Source organism: Ruegeria sp. YTSA075, assembly GCF_059610245.1.
This window is the reverse complement of the sequence record NZ_JBXWNG010000020.1, coordinates 1-20,438: the sequence shown is the minus strand read 5'-3', so window position 1 is coordinate 20,438 and position 20,438 is coordinate 1. Positions and strand designations below refer to the sequence as shown.

At 57.7% G+C, this 20,438-nt stretch carries 21 protein-coding genes and 1 pseudogene; 11 read left to right on the top strand and 11 right to left on the bottom strand.

Annotated features, from left to right (window positions below; translation table 11 throughout):
- Positions 1 to 75 precede the first annotated feature (75 nt).
- Positions 76 to 441, top strand: a complete 366-nt coding sequence (locus tag AC2FGE_RS19880) for a HesB/IscA family protein (protein WP_170536994.1) — start codon at positions 76 to 78, stop codon at positions 439 to 441.
- On the opposite strand, the gene AC2FGE_RS19875 is transcribed toward AC2FGE_RS19880, so the two are convergent.
- The gene (locus AC2FGE_RS19875; protein WP_496821039.1) at positions 438 to 1,349 is read right to left on the bottom strand and encodes an isopenicillin N synthase family dioxygenase; all 912 of its coding nucleotides are present in this window, start codon (positions 1,347 to 1,349) and stop codon (positions 438 to 440) included. The genes AC2FGE_RS19880 and AC2FGE_RS19875 overlap by 4 nt on opposite strands.
- Before the next feature lie 123 nt (positions 1,350 to 1,472).
- Here AC2FGE_RS19875 and tpiA point away from each other — a divergent pair, with 123 nt between their 5' ends.
- Entirely contained in the window at positions 1,473 to 2,222 is a 750-nt protein-coding gene (gene tpiA, locus AC2FGE_RS19870) for a triose-phosphate isomerase (RefSeq protein ID WP_496821038.1), read from the top strand.
- Here tpiA and AC2FGE_RS19865 read toward each other — a convergent pair whose 3' ends face one another.
- The 6 genes from AC2FGE_RS19865 to AC2FGE_RS19840 all read right to left on the bottom strand — a co-directional run bounded on the left by AC2FGE_RS19865 (position 2,223) and on the right by AC2FGE_RS19840 (position 9,167).
- Positions 2,223 to 2,534 (bottom strand): DMT family transporter, encoded by a 312-nt coding sequence (locus AC2FGE_RS19865; RefSeq protein ID WP_496821037.1) that lies wholly within the window; start codon positions 2,532 to 2,534, stop codon positions 2,223 to 2,225.
- Between the two features lie 139 nt (positions 2,535 to 2,673).
- Positions 2,674 to 4,050, bottom strand: a complete 1,377-nt coding sequence (locus AC2FGE_RS19860; RefSeq protein WP_496821036.1) for a TRAP transporter large permease — start codon at positions 4,048 to 4,050, stop codon at positions 2,674 to 2,676.
- Positions 4,050 to 4,727, bottom strand: a complete 678-nt coding sequence (locus AC2FGE_RS19855) for a TRAP transporter small permease (protein WP_480862167.1) — start codon at positions 4,725 to 4,727, stop codon at positions 4,050 to 4,052. The genes AC2FGE_RS19860 and AC2FGE_RS19855 overlap by 1 nt, the downstream gene beginning before the upstream one ends.
- Positions 4,728 to 4,839: 112 nt before the next feature.
- On the bottom strand, positions 4,840 to 5,841 hold the full coding sequence (locus AC2FGE_RS19850) for a DctP family TRAP transporter solute-binding subunit (protein ID WP_496821035.1): 1,002 nt from the start codon (positions 5,839 to 5,841) through the stop codon (positions 4,840 to 4,842).
- Positions 5,842 to 6,207: 366 nt separating this feature from the next.
- Positions 6,208 to 7,437 carry a sigma-54-dependent transcriptional regulator gene (locus AC2FGE_RS19845; protein ID WP_496821034.1) on the bottom strand — a complete coding sequence of 410 codons (1,230 nt, stop codon included), beginning with the start codon at positions 7,435 to 7,437 and terminating at the stop codon, positions 6,208 to 6,210.
- The gene (locus tag AC2FGE_RS19840; protein ID WP_496821050.1) at positions 7,434 to 9,167 is read right to left on the bottom strand and encodes a sensor histidine kinase; all 1,734 of its coding nucleotides are present in this window, start codon (positions 9,165 to 9,167) and stop codon (positions 7,434 to 7,436) included. The genes AC2FGE_RS19845 and AC2FGE_RS19840 overlap by 4 nt, the downstream gene beginning before the upstream one ends.
- Positions 9,168 to 9,214: 47 nt before the next feature.
- Here AC2FGE_RS19840 and AC2FGE_RS19835 point away from each other — a divergent pair, with 47 nt between their 5' ends.
- Positions 9,215 to 10,396, top strand: coding sequence for a cytochrome P450 (locus AC2FGE_RS19835; protein WP_496821049.1), 1,182 nt, complete (start codon positions 9,215 to 9,217; stop codon positions 10,394 to 10,396).
- A 134-nt stretch (positions 10,397 to 10,530) separates the two neighbouring features.
- Here the strand turns inward: AC2FGE_RS19835 and AC2FGE_RS19830 are convergent, their stop codons facing one another.
- Positions 10,531 to 11,010, bottom strand: a complete 480-nt coding sequence (locus tag AC2FGE_RS19830) for an Lrp/AsnC family transcriptional regulator (RefSeq protein ID WP_496821032.1) — start codon at positions 11,008 to 11,010, stop codon at positions 10,531 to 10,533.
- Between the two features lie 132 nt (positions 11,011 to 11,142).
- Between AC2FGE_RS19830 and cobA the strand changes: the two are divergent.
- The 7 genes and pseudogenes from cobA to infC all read left to right on the top strand — a co-directional run.
- Positions 11,143 to 11,922 (top strand): annotated as a pseudogene (gene cobA / locus AC2FGE_RS19825) (uroporphyrinogen-III C-methyltransferase); the annotation flags it as partial.
- Positions 11,922 to 12,236, top strand: coding sequence for a DUF2849 domain-containing protein (locus tag AC2FGE_RS19820; protein ID WP_496821030.1), 315 nt, complete (start codon positions 11,922 to 11,924; stop codon positions 12,234 to 12,236). The pseudogene cobA and the gene AC2FGE_RS19820, both read left to right, overlap by 1 nt.
- Positions 12,237 to 12,302: 66 nt before the next feature.
- Entirely contained in the window at positions 12,303 to 13,967 is a 1,665-nt protein-coding gene (locus AC2FGE_RS19815) for a nitrite/sulfite reductase (RefSeq protein ID WP_496821029.1), read from the top strand.
- On the top strand, positions 13,957 to 14,718 hold the full coding sequence (locus AC2FGE_RS19810; RefSeq protein WP_496821028.1) for a phosphoadenylyl-sulfate reductase: 762 nt from the start codon (positions 13,957 to 13,959) through the stop codon (positions 14,716 to 14,718). The genes AC2FGE_RS19815 and AC2FGE_RS19810 overlap by 11 nt, the downstream gene beginning before the upstream one ends.
- Complete coding sequence (locus AC2FGE_RS19805) at positions 14,715 to 15,122, top strand: DUF934 domain-containing protein (RefSeq protein WP_496821026.1); 408 nt, start codon at positions 14,715 to 14,717, stop codon at positions 15,120 to 15,122. Before AC2FGE_RS19810 ends, AC2FGE_RS19805 begins: the two co-directional genes overlap by 4 nt.
- A gap of 107 nt (positions 15,123 to 15,229) precedes the next feature.
- The gene (locus tag AC2FGE_RS19800; RefSeq protein ID WP_496821025.1) at positions 15,230 to 16,081 is read left to right on the top strand and encodes a ferredoxin--NADP reductase; all 852 of its coding nucleotides are present in this window, start codon (positions 15,230 to 15,232) and stop codon (positions 16,079 to 16,081) included.
- Between the two features lie 116 nt (positions 16,082 to 16,197).
- Entirely contained in the window at positions 16,198 to 16,788 is a 591-nt protein-coding gene (infC, locus tag AC2FGE_RS19795; protein WP_496821048.1) for a translation initiation factor IF-3, read from the top strand.
- A 51-nt stretch (positions 16,789 to 16,839) separates the two neighbouring features.
- On the opposite strand, the gene AC2FGE_RS19790 is transcribed toward infC, so the two are convergent.
- Genes AC2FGE_RS19790 through AC2FGE_RS19780 form a run of 3 tightly spaced genes read right to left on the bottom strand, consistent with a single transcriptional unit; the run spans position 16,840 to position 19,373 of the window.
- Entirely contained in the window at positions 16,840 to 17,229 is a 390-nt protein-coding gene (locus AC2FGE_RS19790) for a hypothetical protein (RefSeq protein ID WP_496821024.1), read from the bottom strand.
- Positions 17,230 to 17,265: 36 nt separating this feature from the next.
- Entirely contained in the window at positions 17,266 to 18,624 is a 1,359-nt protein-coding gene (locus AC2FGE_RS19785) for an aspartate aminotransferase family protein (RefSeq protein ID WP_496821023.1), read from the bottom strand.
- Complete coding sequence (locus AC2FGE_RS19780) at positions 18,621 to 19,373, bottom strand: beta-keto acid cleavage family enzyme (RefSeq protein ID WP_496821021.1); 753 nt, start codon at positions 19,371 to 19,373, stop codon at positions 18,621 to 18,623. Before AC2FGE_RS19780 ends, AC2FGE_RS19785 begins: the two co-directional genes overlap by 4 nt.
- An 89-nt stretch (positions 19,374 to 19,462) precedes the next feature.
- On the opposite strand from AC2FGE_RS19780, the gene AC2FGE_RS19775 reads away from it, so the two are divergent.
- Positions 19,463 to 20,362, top strand: coding sequence for a MurR/RpiR family transcriptional regulator (locus AC2FGE_RS19775; RefSeq protein ID WP_496821020.1), 900 nt, complete (start codon positions 19,463 to 19,465; stop codon positions 20,360 to 20,362).
- Positions 20,363 to 20,438 lie beyond the last annotated feature (76 nt).

Below are 20,438 nucleotides of genomic sequence, written 5' to 3'. Positions count from 1 at the left end.
CTTTCAACTGCTCTGACTTGAGCCTGACGGTCGACGCCCCTAAGTTAACAGTATCGCGCGATGACGGAGACACAAATGTTCGGCATTCCCGGCAAACAGGCCGTGACCATGACGCCCAAAGCTGCAGAGCAGATCACCCGCCTGATGACAACGGGCGGACATGCCGGTTTGCGCATCGGTGTCAAAAAGGGCGGCTGCGCGGGCATGGAATATACCATGGACTACGTGGATGAGGCCGATCCTCATGATGAGGTCGTCGAGCAAGACGGCGCACGCGTGATGATTGCCCCAATGGCGCAGATGTTCTTGTTCGGAACCGAGATCGATTATGAGGTCTCACTGCTGGAATCCGGTTTCAAGTTCAGAAACCCGAACGTAGTCGACGCTTGCGGATGCGGCGAGTCGATCAAGTTTGACGAAAGTCTGTCTTCACAGGCTTAGGCCGACTTTAAATGCACATAGGTTTCGTTGAAGCGTTTCGTCAGGTGCTCACCTGCCGAAATCACCTGATCTGACTCAGGCGGCGCGACATTGGTGTCGTAGGACGGGTTAAAGAACAACGGGACCGAAATCCGTTCATGCGCCCCGCCAACAACCCGGTGTTCGGTCGCCTTGACGCGACCCGCTGTCCAGAACTCCAGCATTTCACCAAAGTTGATGATGAATGTGCCGGGTGCGGCCTCGACTCTTTCCCAGGTCCCGTCAGGCATGCGAACCTCAAGGCCCGCAGTTCCGTCGGTTGCCAGCAGGGTCAGGCAGCCATAGTCGGTATGGGCCCCAATACCGAAATCCTTCTCGCGCGCCCAGACAGGTCGCTGCGGATAATAGTTCCCACGCAGCAGCGCCATTGGCGTGTCAAAAGCCGTGTCGAAACTGTCAGCATCCCGACACAGCGCGACGGCGATGGCGCGTAGCACCCGCATCGCTACACCACACGCATCCGCATAATAGGCACGGATGGACTGCTCGAACCCTTCCGGTGCCTCGGGCCACTGGTTCGGCGCATAGACGCTCAGTTTTCGCGCGTGATAGGGGCTCAATTCAGGCAGTTCATAGCCGCAATCAAAGACCTCTTTGAAATCCGGGTTGGCGTTCGGATCCACCTGTTCGGATTTCGGCGCGCCCCAACCCCGGTTTGACCCGGTCGCAGCCATATCGACCAGTTTCTTATCCTGCTCAGGCTGCCGGAAGAAATCGAAGTAAGTCGAAATCACCTGCTGCACCCGTTCAGCACAAAGCCCAGTATTCCCGATGGTCAAAAAACCCACCTGCCCGATGGCTTGCTGAAGCCGGGCAAGTTCGTCTTTGTCGCGGCTATCCAGTTTTTCGAGATCAAGATTATCAATCATGGCGCCCTCACCGAATCACGGCGGACCGTGCCGAGGTGCAGCCGGAACTGCAACCGGAATTGTAAGGCCCGATCAACGGTGCTATCCGAAAGGCAAATCGCGGATCTAGCAGGAGAAACGAATATGCGGCGCAAGCTGGCAGCTGGAAACTGGAAAATGAACGGAACCGGCGCGGCCCTTGCCGAGCTTATGGCTCTGGCCGAGCGCCATCCAACGCCCGGGGTCGATATCCTGATCTGTCCTCCAGCCACGTTGCTGGAGCGTGCTGCCACAACCGTCGAAAGTTCTGGTGTGGCCGTTGGCGGCCAGGATTGCCACGCGGAAAACGCCGGCGCGCATACCGGCGACATCTGCGCCGAGATGTTGCGGGATGCGGGCGCCTCGGCGGTAATCCTGGGTCATTCGGAACGTCGCGTGGACCATGGCGAGCAAAATGAGGATGTACGCGCCAAGGCCCGCGCCGTGATGGATGCGGGATTGCACGCGATCATCTGCGTCGGTGAGAGCCTGGAACAGCGCGAGGCTGCGAACACTTTGGACATCATCGGCGGTCAGATGTCAGGCTCGATCCCAGATCAATCCACCGGCGAGAACCTAATCGTCGCTTATGAACCGATCTGGGCCATCGGAACCGGCAAAGTCCCAACGCTGGACGAAATCGGCGCCGTGCACGATTTCATCCGCGCTCGTCTTGAACGCCGGTTTGGTGAGGGTGTCGGCCGTTCGGTCCGCGTGCTTTATGGTGGCTCGGTCAAGCCATCGAACGCGGCTGAGATTTTTGGCGTTTCAAATGTGGACGGTGCACTGGTGGGTGGCGCCAGCCTGAAGGCGGATGATTTCTCGGGCATTATCGACGCGCTGGAACACGCCTGATCAGGCCAGTTTCATCGTTACAATCCCGGCGATAGTCAAAGCCGCGGCCAGCAGGCGCATGGGCGTCAGCGCCTCACCCATCACGGTGACGCCGACGACAAACGCGCCGACCGCGCCGATGCCAACCCAGATCGTATAGGCGGTGCTCAGCGGCAGCTCTCTCATCGCCAGCGACAGCAGCCCAAACGACCCAATCATGGAAACTCCCATAATCGCAGTCGGCCAAAGCCGCGTAAAACCGGCGGATTGCTTCATCGCGCCCGCCCAGACAATTTCTAGAATTCCGGCAAAAACAAGCATGATCCATGCCATGAGGTGACCCCTTATCAAAACGGGTCGTCCCGCATGATCTACCCGTGTTGGGGAGGTCGTCCTCTGTCCACGAGATGGGCATCCCTGCCCCGGGGTTCAAGCCTGGCCGGGCAACATCTGCTGCCCGGCCATCCACTCGCTAGTTCGTAATGATTTCCGGCCCCATGACCGAGTTCGGCAGGAAGGTCGAAATCCACGGGATATACGTCACCATGATCAGGAAGACGAACAGCACCGCCAGGAAGGGCAGCGCGGCCCGCACGACGCTCATCATCGGCATGCCTGCCACGCCTGAGGTCACGAACAGGTTCAACCCGACCGGAGGGGTGATCATCCCAATCTCCATGTTCACCACCATGATGATGCCCAGATGGATCGGATCGATGCCCAACTCGATGGCAATCGGGAACACCAGCGGTGCAACGATGACCAACAGGCCCGAAGGTTCCATGAACTGACCACCGATCAGCAGGATCACGTTCACCACGATCAGGAAGGTTACAGGACCCAGCCCAGCAGACAACATCGCCTCGGCAATATGCTGCGGCACCTGTTCGTCCGTCAGAACATGCTTAAGGATCAACGCGTTGGCGATGACGAACAGCAGCGTGACGGTCAGCTTACCGGCCTCAAACAGCGTGTGTTTGGTATCCGGATGGAAGAATGCGGTAATCAGCGCATGCGGTTTCTTAAACAACGAAACATTTGCTGTTCCGTCTTCCGTGCTGAGCGGCCCCATATCCTTGTAGACAAAGCTGGCAATGAAGAAAGCATAGACCGCAGCCACCGCTGCGGCCTCGGTCGGTGTGAAGATGCCGCCATAGATGCCGCCAAGGATGATCACGATCAGGAACAAGCCCCAACCCGCCTCACGCGCCGAGACGAAGATTTCGCCCCAGCCCTTCCAATCGCCCTTCGGCAGGTTCTTGACCTTGGCCATGACATAAATGGTGATCATCAGCATCAAACCGGCCATCAGGCCCGGAATGACCCCTGCCAGGAACATGCGCCCGACCGAGACCTCGACGGCGGCCGCGTAAACAACCATTACAATCGACGGCGGGATCAGGATGCCCAGCGTCCCCGCGTTACAGATCACACCGGCGGCGAACTCTTTGGAGTAACCAACCTGCCGCATCCCTGCGATCACGATGGACCCGATGGCGACCACAGTCGCTGGCGACGATCCAGACAAGGCCGCAAACAGCATACAGGCGAACACACCCGCAATTGCTAGACCGCCCGGCAAATGCCCAACACACGCGATTGAGAACCGGATGATCCGCCGCGCCACGCCACCCGTCGTCATGAAGGACGAGGCCAGAATAAAGAACGGGATCGCCAGAAGGGTAAAGTGACCCTCGAACGCTTCAAACAGCGTGCCCGCAACCGAAGCCAATGAACTGTCGGAATAGATCAGCAGAAACAGGGTCGAGCTGAGGCCCAAAGCCACCGCAATGGGAACACCGATCAGCAGCAGCCCGATGACCATCGAGAAAAGAAGTACAACATCCATCAGTTATGCTCCCCCTGCTGCGCGCGAACCTCTTCGATCTCATCTTCAACCTCGTGGCTGGCGACCAGGCGGTCGGTCTCACCACGCCAAATCTGTACAGCGACCTGGGCAAAGCGGATCACCAGCAACAGCATCGACAAAGGCAGGATGAAATAGGGAACGACCTTGGGTAGTTTTTCGTAATATTCGCCGTAGTTGATCAGGCCCTCCAGAAACCGCAGCGGAGCGATCATCGGTATATCGTCAACTTCGTAAAAGCTCTGACTGCGTGCATCAAAGTTCAGACCCGTGGGAAACCAGCGGCCCGAGGTTGGCGGCAAATCCGCGAACACAGCCCAGTAGTCATAAGACCCTTTCAACAGCAAAAGCGAGAAAACCAGACAACAGGCAACGGCAATCAACGCTAAAATGCGGCGCGGCGCGGGGGCCAGCATGTTCAGGATCGCATCGACGCCCAGATGCGCGTGCTTTTTCACCGCATAAGAAGCGCCCAGCAGCACCAGCCAGCCGAACATGAACACCGTCAGCTCCAGCGCCCATAGAATGTTGGAATTAAAGAAGAACCGGGCGATCACATTGGCAAAGGTCACGGCCGTCATCAGGCCCAGCAGCAATGCGATCAGGGTTTCTTCGATATGGTCGACCAGCCCGGTTGGGCCGGATTTCGCACCAGACATCTTTCTGTCCCCGCAATTTTTGTGATGAGAGTGATAGCGGGCGGGCTTTCACAGCCCGCCCGGCCAACGCGTCGAATACTCCCCAGTCCCCCGACGCGTGGCCTGATCCGGATCAGAACCCGGCGTTGATCGCCTGCGCGGCGTCAATCTTGTCCTGACCCACGTCACCAGCGAACTGATCCCAAACGGGCTTCATCGCATCAACCCAGGCTTGGCGCTGCTCTGGGTTCAACTCACGAATGATGCCGCCTGCATCGGTGATCGAGGCTTTGGCCGCTTCGTTCACAGCAAAGGCTTCCTTGTTCCGCTGCTCGGTCACTTCGGTCAGAATGGTCGTGAACTGGTCACGTACTTCCGGGTCCAGGCTGTCCAACCAGTCTACCGAGGTCACAACCAGATAGTCGATGATGCCGTGATTGGTTTCGGTGATGCCGTCCTGCACCTCAAAGAACTTTTTGCCGTAGATGTTCGACCAGGTATTCTCCTGCCCGTCGACAACCCCCTGCTGCAGCGCGCCATAGACTTCCGAGAAGGCCATTTTCTGCGGGCTGCCACCGATGGCTTCCATCTGTGCTACCAGAACGTCCGAGGATTGCACACGGAACTTCAGACCGTCTGCATCGGACGGATCAACCAAAGGCTTGTTGGCCGACATCTGCTTCATGCCATTGTGCCAGAAGGCCAGCCCCTGCAGGCCACGGCGCTGCATGCTGTCTTTCATCGCCTGACCATCTGCTGATGCCTGGAACGCATCCACAGCATCGATGTTCTTGAACATGAACGGCAGGTCGAACAGACGGAACTGCTTGGTGAATTTCTCGAACTTCGACAGCGACGGTGCGGCCAGTTGCACATCGCCCTGCAGCATGGCCTCAAGCACTTTGTCATCGTTGTAGAGGGTGGAGTTCGGATAAACCTCCATGCACATCACGCCCTGCATCTCGTCATTGACGCGCTGTTCCAGCAGCGAGGCAGCGATGCCCTTGGGGTGTTTGTCGGTATTGGTCACATGCGCGAATTTGACGACAATCTCGCCGTCATCACAGGCCGCGATGCCTGCTGTGGCGGTTACCGTAAGCGCTATCGCCGTTGCGGCGGTTGCTAGAAGTTTCATCTGTCTTCCTCCCTGACTTCAAAACAGTTCAACAGGTGCCACACGGGCACCGCATGCCGGGCAGTCAAACGAATCAATATTATCCGCACAACGATTTGATGAATTTCGGTCTAAATACAAATTCATGCATAAATATCATGATGTTATATGAAAAACCCTTTCAATGACACATTAGGCTCAACAGGTTTGTGCGAAAAACCGCACAACAAAACTCCTGTATGTGCGGATTTTCGCACGGATTTCGAATCATCAGGCTCGAATCGCACTGGTGAGCCAAAGGCACCGCCCGCAGCCCGCGCCAGCGGGTTGCCGGGCCCAACAGCTTTGTCCGCATGACATGCGGGCCGAACTGGCCGGAGGATTTGACTACCGGCGGTAATCTTCCGGTTTGATGTGGTACCGTGCCAATTTGTCATAAAAGGTCTTGCGCGGCAGTTTCAGCGCCTTGGCGGCCTCTGCCGCTTTGCCGTTATGCCGCCCCAAAGCAGCAATCAGTAACGAACGTTCGACCCGCGCCATCTGATCGCTGAGCCCAAGTTCCGCCGCCTGTGCGACATCCTCTGGCATACCCAGAACAAACCGCATCGCCGCCGACATCAGAGACCGCGCATTGCCCGGCCAATCGCGCGCCATGAGCGAGGCCAGATGTTCCGGCGTAATCTCTGGCTCGGGTATGCCCGCCTGTTCAGCCGCTTGCGCAACATAGTGTCGGAAGATAATCGGGATATCCTCGGGCCGCTCCGCAAGTGATGGGATACGCACCCGCATCACATCCAACCGATAGAAGAGATCGGCGTTGAACAGCCCCTGATCGGACAGAGCAGACAGATCAGCCGTTGTACCTGCGATAATCCGCGTCTCGGTGCCCTGCTCCATCAGCTCGAGCGCGGCGTATTGCGTTGCCACCGGCAACGCCGATATTTCATCCAGAAATAGCGACCCGCCCGCAGCAGACTCCGCACTATGCGCGAGATCATCGGCGCCTAGCTCTGAGGCAGGGCGTTTCACGAACGATCCCTGCCCAACGGGTGACATCAGATGCACCACCTCAGCCACCTTTGATATACCGCTACCCGGTGGGCCGGTCACCAGAACCTCTGCCCCGGTCGAGGCAACGCTACGCACTCTGTCGCGCAGCGTTCCCGCCTGCATGGACAAACCAAACAGCAGCCGCGCGGCCGGATCGCCGCGCTCAAGCTCTGATTTCAGAGCCCGCTTCTCAAGAATGTGACTCCGTGCTGAAAAAGCACGTTCAAGAACTCCCAAAAGATCAGCCGCAGCGCAGGGCTTTTCAAGAAAATCGAAAGCTCCCTGCCCCATGGCCTTAACCGCCATTGGGATATCACCCTCCCCTGTTAACAGGATAACAGGCAGGTCCGGATCAACTTCATGCGCATAGGTCAACAGGTGAAACCCATCCCGCCCCGGCATCCGAATATCTGACAGTATCACACCCGGAAAATCGGCACGTATGTGATCCTTGGCTGCAACAAACGATCCCACGGACAGAGGCTCATAGTCGGCCAGCTCCAGCGTCTGTGATAACGCCTCACGCACCGCCGCGTCGTCATCCACCAACAGCACCTTGCGCGTCATGCCACCTTGTCCTCTGCAAAATGCTCCAGTTCCACGCTGAACACAGCACCTTCTTCCGCATTCGCACCCCGGATATTGCCGCCAAAGCTCTGCACCAAACCGTAAGAGATGGACAGTCCAAGACCCAACCCTTCGGACGAGCCTACGGATTTTGTAGTGTAGAAAGGTTCAAACAGCTTATCCGGGTCTTCGATCCCCGGCCCGGTATCGCGGATGAACACGACCAGACGATCGCCGCTGTCGATCTGAATACTGATCCTTTTGTCCTCCTGACCGCTCATAGCGTCGATGGCGTTGTTGATCAGGTTCACAAAGACCTGCGCCAGACGGACCTCTCCGCCCCAGGCATTCACCGCATGGGAAGGCGGCACCCAGTCCAATGCCACTTGTTCCTCTCGCAGGCGCGGCTCGGTCAATTCAACCGCTGACTGGATCACCTGCACCAGATCAACCTTTCCCATCGGCTCACTCTCATTGCGGGCAAAGGCCCTGAGGTTTTTGATGATCCGCGCCATGCGTGCGGCCATCTCCGAGATGCGGCCAAGGTTTTTCCCGGCTTTGTCGCCCTGCCCGCGCTCCATATAGGCCGCGCCATTGTCGGCAAATTGCTGGATCGCCATCAGCGGCTGGTTCAACTCGTGGCTGATGCCTGCAGACATCTGACCCAAAGCACTGAGCTTTCCAGCCTGAACCAAATCCGCTTGTGCTTTCTTCAGCGCCGCTTCAGCCTCCTGCCGTTCCGCCACTTCGCGCCGAAGGGCCGTATTGGCCGTTGTAAGGTCACGCGTCCGTTTCGCCACACGACCTTCCAGCACCGCATTTGCCTCGGTCAGAGTGCGCCGCCGCTCGGTTGCCAGAAACAACAGCGCTCCGAAGGCCAGACAGATTGCCGCAACCGCTGCCGCCTGCAGGCCCGCCAAACGCCGCGCCGGGGCCACATCCACCAGCACCTCAGCCGTCATGTCGATCACCGGCAGATCAAGTGTCAGATGCAGAGCCCGTTTTGGCAAATAGCGACCCCAGTTCAACGACCAGAGCTCATGCCCACCCACCCAAGACGAGGCAAAATCAATCGGGATCCCATCTGGCGGTGTGAGCCCCCTTTGCCCCTTAGCCCGTGACCAGAACAGAAGATCGGACCGGTTCGAGATAAAGACGACCCCGTCATTGTCCACGAAAAACACCGCCTCGGTACTACCGCGCCAGGTCTGTTCCACATCCTGCACGTCCGCGACCACCATGAGCACGCCATCAACCTGACCAGTGGGGCCGAAACTGGGTGCGACATAGGAATAGGTCCTGTTTCCGCTGTCCGGTTCAACACCATGCGCGCTGCCCATGGCACCCTGCAGGGCGCGCTTGAACGCCGGATGCGCTGCCATATTGCGCGACCCTACCGGCTTTGCGGATACCAGAACCCGGCCTGCCGGATCCAAATAGATCATATTGATTGCAGCTGTCTTGTCTGCCACATCCAGCAGCATCAGACGGGCCTCCAATTCCTGTGCCGGAGTCCTCAGGTCTTGCAGCGTCGGATGGTTCGCCATCAACACTGCAAGCTCTTGATAGACCTGCATCTGAGTACTCAACCGGTCAGCCGCCAGTTCCAGATCGGCCTCAGCCTTTTGGCTCAGTTGCGACAGCGCCTGCCGGTATCCATAAGACCAGACAGCGGTCGCCAACAAACCGACTGCCAACAGAAATCCTACAATGACCCAAACCCTTTGCATCACATAGGGTCTTGCATTCACCACGCCCGATGGCAAGTCTGCGCGACATGAAGACCCTGTCACAATCCCCGACTAATCCTGATTTTGTCCAAAACCCCTATCCTTTCTACGACAAGGCCCGCGCCTGTGGTGATCTGTTCTATTGGGAGGATTACCAGATGGTCTCAGCAGTTTCGCACAAGGCTGTGCAGGCACTGTTTCGGGACAGACGGTTTGGCCGTGAGGTTCCACCTGAACGCGCCCAACCCGCGCCCGATCATCTGGCCCCTTGGTTGGCGATCGAGGCGCATTCTTTGCTCGAAACTGAACCGCCCCGCCACACGCGCCTACGTGCCTTGATCACCCGCGCCTTCACGTCGCGCGCGATTATCAGCCTTGCGCCATCCATCGAAACGCTCTGCCACGCGTTGATCGATCAATTTACTGATACGTCGTTCGACCTGCTGGAGGCTTATTGTACCCAAATCCCGGTCATCACGATCTGCCGACTTCTGGGTGTGCCCGAGGCAATGGCCCCTGACCTGCTGCGCTGGTCCCACGATATGGTCGCCATGTACCAGGCCAACCGCACCATTGAAACGGAACACCGGGCGGCGCAATCCTCGCGCGAGTTTGCCGAATTTCTTCTGGGCTACATCGATCAGCGACGCACAGACCCGCGCGATGACCTGATCACCCGCCTTATTGCGGCTGAGAAAGAAGAAGAGAAGCTCTCGACAGATGAACTGGTCGCCACCTGCATCCTGCTTTTGAATGCCGGGCATGAGGCAACGGTTCATTCACTCGGCAATGGGGTCAAAACCCTGTTGCAAACCCAAACTGACAAAGCGGCCTTGGCATCTGATACCATAGACTCCACAGTCGAAGAAATCCTGCGCTACGACCCGCCGCTACATATGTTCACACGCTATGCCTATGAAGATATCGAGGTCTTCGGTCACCCATTCAAACGCGGTGATCAGGTGGCACTGCTGCAAGGGGCCGCCAATCGAGACCCTGAGGCTTGGTCTGATCCAACCCACTTCGATCCAACTCGGCCTATCCAAACCAATTCCAGCTTTGGCGGCGGCCTTCATTTCTGCGTGGGTGCGCCGCTCGCTCGGCTTGAAATGCGCATCGCCTTGCCAATCCTGTTCGACAGATGCCCCGATTTGCGATTGACCGAACCTCCGCACTATTTGAACAGCTACCATTTCCACGGCCTGGAAAAACTCATGGTTCAACGCTGAATCGCGCGTACCGCGCGATGCCTCCGGTGGAGGTATTCTGGGCCAGATGAACAGGGATCCAGACTTCATCTGGCCAAAAATATCCCGGGGGAGGCGCCCCTTCAGGGGCGGCGGGGGCAGCGCCCCCTGACCACTTATTCAACGGCTAAAGCATTCAAGGGAAGCATTGTCGTTGATTTTATCTCTTCCATCGACAGCAGTGCGGTAACGTTGTGCACACGTACTTCAGCGATCAGAGATTGATAGAACTGATCGTAAGCGCGCGCATTTTTAACGCGCACCTTCAGGATATAATCGATATCCCCGGCCAGGCGGTGCGCCTCCTGCACTTCGGGCTGATCCCGCAATGCTTTCAGGAACTTGCGCTGCCACTCTGCCTCATGTTCCGAGGTCCGGATCAGAACAAAGAATGTCGCCTCAAACCCCAGCGCCTCGGCATCCAGCAAAACCGTTTGCTGGCCAATAATACCGGCGCTTTTTAGTTTGCGGATTCGATTCCACACAGGCGTCTTGGAACTGCCTACCCTGGCCGCTATTTCGTCCAGCGACTGACTGGCATCGCGTTGTAGCTCGGCCAGAATTTTCCGATCTGTGCTGTCTATCCGCACCGTCATTCCGGTTTTCCTTCAATTTCAGAACCCACGTCCCACCAGATGCAATCATTGGAACGTATGTTCTTATTTGATCGGCAATATGGCGATTTGCTGGGAATATTTCCTATATTGAGGGGCAAGTCAAACCACGCTCTGGACGATCTGATGCAGCTCAAGCGCAAAATAGGATATGTCGAATTTGTCGGCGCGGGACCCGGTGATCCGGACCTGCTGACGCAAAAGGCGCTCAAAGCCTTCGCAGCTGCGGATATCGTACTGCATGACCGGCTGATCAGCGCAGAGATTCTGGCGCTTGCCGGTCAGGCTGCAACTCTTGTCGATGTCGGGAAGGCCGGGTTTGGACCCTCCTGGAAACAAAGTGATATCGACGCGCTTCTGGTCGACTATGCGCTCAAGGGCAACCGCGTCGTGCGCCTGAAATCCGGTGACCCCACCGTGTTTGGAAGACTGGATGAAGAAATCGACGCCGTCGATGCTGCGGGCATCCGTTGGAGCATCGTTCCGGGCATCACCGCCGCGTCTGCCGCCGTTGCGGGAATTGGCCAAAGCCTCACCCGGCGCGGTCGCAACTCTTCGGTTCGCTTTTTGACCGGGCATGACATGAAAGGCTTTGCCGATCACGATTGGTCTGCGCTTGCCCGCAATGGCTCGGTTGCCGCGATCTATATGGGCAAGAAATCTGCGCGGTTCATTCAGGGCCGTCTGATCATGCATGGCGCGGATCGCGCGACCCCGATCACTTTGGTCGAAAACGCCTCGCGCCCTGATCAGCGCGTTCTCACCACCAGCCTCGATCAACTGCCCACCGACCTGAGCGCCGCCGAAATGGACGGCCCGGTTCTGACATTCTATGGCCTTGCCCCGCGTCAGGCAGCTGAGGCCCTGACCGAATTCAATAAGGAGCTTGCCTGATGGCCCGCGCTTTTACCCCCAAAGTTGTCACCGCCAATGATCTGTTGGAAGGCGATGTGATCTATCAGACCGAGGATGACCGCTGGTCGCGCGAATTATCCGAGGCAGAACTGATCACCGATGAAGCCCATGCACAGGTGCGTCTGCTGGATGCTGCCCGGCAGGCTAACAAGATCGTCGGTGCCTACCTGGCCGATGCAGCCGCTGGCGAAAACGGCCCTGAACCCACCCATTTCCGAGAGGAGTTCCGCAGCACCGGACCCTCGAACTATGCCCATGGCAAGCAGGAAACCGAAACGCAGCCCCGGGCCTGATAACTGGCCCTTCTCTCTCCCCTTCAAGGCCCCTGGTTTCGGGGCTGCAACTAAGGACAGCTAGATATGTATCGCTACTCCGAGTTCGACACAGCATTCCTGGCAGAACGCAACAAGCAGTTCCGCGCCCAGGTTGAGCGCCGCATTGACGGCTCGTTGACCGAAGATGAATTCAAGCCCCTGCGCCTGATGAACGGCCTGTACCTACAGCTGCACGCCTACATGCTGCGCGTCGCCATTCCCTATGGCACGCTGAGCAGCGCGCAAATGCGCCAACTGGCTTTGTTGGCCGAAAAGTGGGACAAGGGCTATGGCCATTTCACCACCCGCCAGAACATCCAGTATAACTGGCCGAAACTAAAAGACGTGCCGGATATGCTGGACGCGCTGGCCGAGGTTGGCATGCACGCCATTCAGACCAGCGGCAACACGATCCGCAACGTGACCGCCGACCATTTCGCCGGTGCCGCCGCGGATGAGGTCGCCGACCCGCGCCCCTATGCCGAACTTCTGCGCCAGTGGTCGACTGACCACCCGGAATTCCAGTTCATGCCGCGCAAGTTCAAGATCGCCATCACCGGCAGCGAAAACGACCGCGCCGTAATCAAGGCCCATGACATCGGCCTGCGACTGGTTGAGAGAGGCGGCGTTCTGGGCGCCCGCGTCATCGTGGGCGGTGGTCTGGGCCGGACCCCAATGATCGGCAAGGAACTGTCTGACTTCGTCGCCTTTGACGACCTGCTGGCTTACCTGGAAGCTACGGTTTCGGTTTGGAACCAGATCGGCCGTCGCGACAACAAGTACAAAGCGCGGATCAAGATCACCGTGCATGAACACGGCATCGACGCCATCCGCGCCAAGGTGAACGAGCGTTTCCTTCAGGTCCGCCCGCAGTTCAAGGGCGCTGATATGAACCTGTTGGAAGAGATCAAGGGCCACTTCGCGCCGCCCACCTTCCGCGAAGGCTCGGTTGCGTCTTTTGAGTCTGCCTACACCAATGATCCTGTGTTCCGGTCGTGGGTCGACACCAACATCGCGCCGCACAAGAATGCGGATCACGCGATTGTCACCATCTCAATCAAGAAACACGGCGCAACCCCGGGCGATGCAACCGCCGAGCAGATGCGCGTCATGGCCGATTTGGCCCAAGAGTTCGCCTATGATGAGCTGCGCATCAGCCATGAGCAGAACGTGATCCTGCCGCATGTCCACAAATCGGACCTGCCCGCGATCCATGCCAAACTGAAAGAACACGAACTGGCCACGGCCAATATTGGCCTGATCAGCGACATCATCGCCTGCCCCGGCATGGATTACTGCGCGCTGGCGACGGCGCGTTCGATTCCGGTTGCTCAGGAAATCGCCACCCGTTTCGAAGACCTGAAGCTGGAGCACGACATTGGCCACCTGAAGATCAAGATCTCGGGCTGTATCAACGCCTGTGGTCACCACCATGTCGGCCATATCGGCATCCTGGGTTTGGATCGCGCAGGTGTCGAAAACTACCAGATCACTCTGGGTGGCGACGGCACCGAGAACGCAGCCATCGGCGACCGTACAGGTCCGGGCTTTGCCTATGACGAGATCGTTCCAGCCGTTGAGCGCATCGTCGACACCTATCTGGAACTGCGTGAGAGCGCTGAAGAGGAGTTCCTGCAAACCTACCGTCGCGTTGGCATGGCGCCTTTCAAGGCAGCCCTCTACCCCGAGGCGCAGGCGAATGCCGCTTGATCTGATCCAGACGGAACTGGGCAAGGATCGGCGTGAACTGACCGAAAAGGTTAGTGCACTGAACGCCCGGTTCCGCCATCACTCTGCCCATGACGTAATGCATGGGGCCATTGAAGAGATTGAAAAGCTTGCCTTGGTCTCAAGCTTCGGCGCGGAATCGGTGGTGCTGCTGCATATGGTGGCGGTGGTCGACAAGATGACCCCTGTGTTGTTCATCGACACCCAGATGCTGTTTGCCGAGACGCTGACCTACCAGCAGGACGTCAGCGAGCGTTTAGGGTTGCAGAACGTCCAGATCATCCGCGCGGATGAGGAAGATGTACAGCGCAAAGACCCCTATGGCGCGCTGCGCCTGCGGGATACGGATGCCTGCTGCAACCTGCGCAAGACCTTCCCGCTGCAACAGGCCCTGTCGGGCTATTGCGGCTGGATCACCGGGCGCAAACGGTTTCAAGCTGGTACGCGGGCCGAACTGGATTTCTTCGAAGTCGAAGACGGAACCGGCCGGATCAAGGTGAACCCGCTGGCCCATTGGGCGCCCGAAGACGTGCGCGCCTATATGGAAGAAAACAACCTGCCGCGGCATCCGCTGGTAGCCAAAGGATACCCTTCGATCGGCTGTGCACCCTGCACATCGCCGGTCAAGGAAGGCGAAGACCCCCGCGCCGGACGCTGGCGCGATCAGAACAAGGAAGAATGCGGCATCCATTTTGTCGATGGCAAGATGGTGCGCGCCGGAGAGACAACATGAACGTAATCGTAAACGATGAGGGCTTTGCCCCCGATGACTGGACTGACGGGTTTGTCACCCTGGAAGATGCCGCAAATGATGTTGTGGCGCTGGATGTGGCCTCGGATACCGATCCGGATGAGTTGATCGATCGTCTGGGCAGCGCGCAGATGGTGCGGGTGGATTTCCCATCTTCGGCGGATGGGCGTGGCTTTACCATTGCGCGCTCGCTGAGGTTGAAGGGCTATGCAGGTAGACTCCGCGCCAAGGGCCATGTACTGGCGGATCAATATGCCATGGCACGTCGTTGCGGCTTTGACGAGGTCGAGATTGACGATGCCCTGGCCACCCGCCAGCCCGAAGATCAATGGCTCGCCCGCGCCAATTGGCAAGACAACAACTATCAGGCCCGCCTGCGCGGCTAAACCCGCCATCGCCAGCCAACCGGAACAGGGGGGCAATCTGTCCCCTTTTCCTGACCTGGATCAAAGATTAAACGGAGATGTCGGTTTAACACACCGGCAGTGAAACGATGACAGAGATGAAACCCGTGAGTGAAGCGACCGCCGTGAAGGCCCCCGTTCTGCCTGACGCACAGACCGTGACCGATGTAAAGCATTGGACCGAAAGCCTGTTTTCGTTCAAAGTGTCGCGCCCTGCGACGCTGCGCTTCCGTTCGGGCGAATTCGTAATGATCGGCCTGATGGGCGACCCGGACCCCAAGACCGGCCGCCAGAAGCCTTTGTTGCGCGCCTATTCGATTGCGTCGCCATCCTGGGATGAAGAGCTGGAGTTCTATTCGATCAAGGTGCAGAACGGCCCTTTGACCTCAAAATTGCAGCACATCAAACCGGGTGACCAGATCATCCTGCGGCCCAAGCCTGTTGGAACTTTGGTCCATGACGCGCTGCTGCCGGGCAAGCGCCTGTGGTTCTTTGCCACCGGCACAGGCTTTGCGCCTTTTGCCTCGCTGCTGCGCGAACCTCAGACCTATGAGGACTACGATGAGGTGATCATCACCCATACCTGCCGCGAAGTGGCCGAGTTGGAATATGGTCGTCAGCTGATCGAAAGCATCCGTCAGGACGAATTGCTGGCCGAGCTGATCGGCGAAGGCTTTGCCGACAAGATCCGCTACTACCCGACCACCACGCGGGAACAGAGCCCCAAGATGGGCCGCATTACCGAATTGCTGAAAGACGGCACCGTGTTTGCTGATTTGGATATCGACGGCGGTATCAAGCCGGAAACCGACCGCGCGATGGTCTGTGGGTCATTGGCTTTCAACCTGGATATCAAGGAAATCCTGGAAGGGTTTGGCCTGCGCGAGGGCGCAAACTCGGAACCCAAAGAGTTCGTGATCGAAAAGGCCTTTGTCGGCTAAATCACCACGGCGTTCAGGGTCCTGATGCCCTGAACACCAAAAACACCGTCGGAAACACGGTTTTTTCGCGCCACCCGCCGCTTATGCCGCTTGAAACGCTGCCCGGCCCGGTCTAAATTCCGGGCTCGAAATTCTGCAATCATCAAAGGAATGAACCCATAGCTCGCAGACCCCACAACGCGCCGCCGCAGAGAGACACCGGACCGCGCGTCAATGACAAAATCCGTGCCCCCGAAATTCGCCTGATTGGCGCTGAAGGCGAAAATGTCGGGGTGGTTCATCCCGCCAAAGCCATGCAACTTGCTGACGAAGCTGGTCTCGACCTGGTCGAGATTTCGCCAAATGCGAATCCACCGGTTTGCAAGATCATGGACTTCGGCAAGTTCAAGTATGAAACGCAAAAGCGCGAAGCCGAAGCCCGCAAGAAGCAAAAAGTCATCGAGGTGAAAGAGGTCAAATTCCGGCCCAACACCGACACCCATGACTATGATGTCAAGATGCGCAACGTTTTCAAGTTTCTGGAAAACGGTGACAAAGTCAAAATCACGTTGCGTTTCCGCGGTCGTGAAATGGCGCACCAGAACCTGGGCCGTGAACTTCTGGAGCGAGTGGCAGAAGACGTTAAGGAAATCGGCAAGATCGAAAACATGCCGAAGATGGAAGGCCGTCAGATGATCATGATGATCGGTCCGCTTCCGCAGAAATAAACCCGATTGCAGAAGCCCCCTTGAAGCCAAGGGGGCTTTGTTGCGCGCGCGCTACTGGCTTTTACGGTCTTTGTTCCACAAAATCGCGTCTCGCAAGTCAAAGCCAAGCGAAACAAGATCGACCACCAACAGCACCAGCAAAAACTGCGCATAAATCGGCAGAAGATCGGTATGCGTGTTCAGAACGTAGACGATGATCAAAACCATCGGCGTCCAGAACAGCAGATGCGGAAGCGCCATGGCGCGCGACATGCCACGCTCTGCCATCATGATCGGCAGGTTCAATGCCATCCCCAGAATGGCCAGTCCCGTAATAACTGCGCCATAGGGCTGATCCAGAAACGCCAGCGGTATCAGGTTGGCCGGAACCAATATAACCGACATCCAGATTTGAACCCAGGCCGGAAGGTTTCGGAAGCTGATCCAGATATCTTTGAGCATTTTCAGGGGCCTCACCGTCTTTATTGCAGGTTGACCTTAATCAGGTCTTCGCCGGCTGAAAGACCCTTCACAGAATTGCCAGAGGGACGCTTCCAACGCCGACGAAAGCTTGGTGACCAACTCGTCGATCTGGGTCTCTTCGATGATGAAAGGCGGTGCCAGCAGGACGTGATCACCGGTTTTGCCATCGCGCGTGCCCGACATCGGATAACAAATCAGACCCTCGGCCAGCGCCGCTTTCTTAACCTTCCCCGCAAGACCCAAAGCGGGATCAAACGGGGTTTTGGTCGCACGATCCGCCACCAGTTCCAGCCCCCAGAACAGACCTCGCCCGCGTATATCCCCCACATGAGGAAGTTGGCCAAAGGCAGCGTTCAGCGCAGCCTCCAACTTCTCGCCCATCGAACCGGCGCGTTCTGGCAAGCCTTTGGAGGTCAATTCCTGAACCACGGCCAGTGCGGCTGCGGTTGCCACAGGATGGCCGATATAGGTGTGACCATGCTGGAAAAAGCCTGACCCATCCCGAATGGCATCATAGATTTTTCCGGTACACAACATCGCCCCGATTGGTTGATATCCGGCCCCCAACCCTTTGGCGATACATAGGATATCCGGGCTGACCTGATCATGATCGCAGGCGAACAGATGGCCGGTTCGCCCCATGCCACACATGACCTCGTCCAAAATCAGAAGTACACCATATTGATCACAAATCTCGCGGATCCGCTGGAAATACCGCTCAACGGCCGGAACCGCCCCCAAGGTTGCGCCCACCACGGGCTCCGCCATGAACGCCATAACTGTATCCGGCCCAAGGCGTAGGATTTCGGCCTCAAGCTCATTGGCGACGCGCTGACCATAATCAAAGCTGCTCTCATCATCTGGTTTTTCCGCATATTCGTAACAGGCCGCGATATGGGACATCCCGATCAACATCGGCGCAAACTGCGCCCTGCGCCATTCATTACCCCCAGCTGACAAGGCCCCCAACGTGTTGCCATGGTAGCTCTGCTTGCGGGCAATCACATGACGGCGCTCGGGCTGCCCGATCTCAAGATAGTACTGTCGCGCCAGTTTGATCGCCGCCTCGGTGGCCTCGGACCCGCCCGATACAAAGTAAACCCGCTCTAAATCACCTGGAGCGTGTTTGATCAGCAAATCCGCCAGCGCTTCAGCCGGTTCCGTGGTCATAAAGCCGCTATGTGCAAACGCTATTTGTTCCACTTGCTGCTGCACGGCCTTTATGACCGCCGGGTTGGAATGGCCCAGACAGGACACAGCCGCGTCCCCACAATCCAAGTAACGTTTGCCGTCGGCATCGATCAGGTAACACCCGTCACCCGCAACGGCGACGGGCAAGGTGGATTTGGTATGGCGGGGAAATACGTGGCTCATTGGGAAGCTCCTTTAAGCAAAGCGATGAGTGCTGTGACCGAGGCTGTATTGTCAGGCCAGGGCTGGCCGTCCGAATTCGTCAGGCTGTTCTCAAATCCAACCCGCAGATCACCGCCCTGCCGCGCCGCCTCAGCCAGACACGCATGTTCCAGCGGCCCAAACGCGCACACCATCCACGGGGAAGTGTCCTGCGGGAAGGATGCGATATCTTCGAGCGAGGAGGCTTGGTTGACCGTATAACGCCCCAGCACCAGCAGGCGATCCACCTGCCCGTCTCGCACAACGTCCGCCTTCTGCCATGTCTTCAACAGCGCCGCATCCTCAGCGTCATACAGAATGTGCTGCACCCGCGTGCCCTGATCATGACACATCCCATACACACGCTCGGCCAGATCCGGCTGCCGAGCGATTTCGCGCACCGAGATCGAGGCCCATTTGGGTCGAACCTGACGCAAGCACTCAAACTGGGCGCCGACGTCATAGATGCCAGCCGCCTCAGTCGTGATCTGAACATCCATCTGAGGAATCTGCGTGTTCAGCTCTGCAACGGCCTCAAGATATCGCCCTGCGTCCAGCGAATGCCGCCCATCTGCGTCCCGAATGTGAAGGTGCAGACCATTCGCCCCCGCCGCATGACATGCCCGTGCGGTCGCTATGGTCTGTTCCAATGTGACCGGCAGCTTGGCGTGATCCTCCGGCCCTCGCCGGGCGCCGTTCGGCGCGACAAGTATATAGCGGTTTCTGGCCACCGGACCCTCCTGAGTTTTCAAAGATCGACCTATCCTGCTTCGCCCTGTTTTCAATTGGCAATATAGAAAACATATGTTTTCTTTTTCTGATGACCGACACGTTTACCCAATTGATCAGAACCCTCAGGCAAAAAATCGATCACATGCCGCCGCAACTGCAGGCGGCGGCGAAATATGTGATCGATCACCCCGGCGATTTCGGCCTTGATCCGATCCGTACAACGGCCCGAAAGATCGGCGTCAGCTCCAACGTCCTTGTCCGCCTTGCTCAACGGATGGGCTATGACGGCTTCGACGCATTCCGTCACCCCTTTCGGCAAGCCTTGGTCACGGATGGAGAGGATCGCTTGCACCAGGATTGGCTATCGCTTCAATCGTCCGAAGGGCCGTTCAGCGCGACCCAAGCCGATTTTGCCCGCAATGAGTTGAACGTGGTTGCCCGATCCCTGCGCCTTATGGAGCCTGGACGGGTCAAGGCTGCAACAGATCTCATTCTAAACACGCAACGGTGCTTTGTCACAGCAACGCGGGCCAGCTATGCTCTGGCCTATTACTTTCATTATGCGGGTCGCATGGCGCATCCCGGATTGCAACTTGTTCCCCGGCATATGGGTACTGCCACAGATGATCTGCTGGATGCGAGCAGCAAAGATTGTCTAATGGCCATAACCGTCAGGCCCTATTCAGCGGAAACCATCCGCACCATGCGCTTTGCTGCCGACAAAGGTGTCCGGATCATCCTGATTTCAGATAGTGAAGTGATCGCACCGGGAGTGCGCCCGGACGTCAGCTGGCAGATCAGCACACGGTCAATGCACCATTTCTCCAGCTTCTCCGGGGCCATGGCAGTTCTCGAATGCCTGCTGGGCCATCTGTTTGCTGCAGGTGGTCAAGATGCGCTTCACCGGGTCGAGGCCTATGAGAAAGCCCGTGAAGACACAGGCGCATATTGGCAGCCGCGAAAACTGCCCAGACTGCGCCGTACATAAAAAAAAGCCCCGGAGAACCGGGGCTTTGCTTTGTTTATTGGTTTTCTATCAACAGGCCTGGACTGCGCGTTTGGTC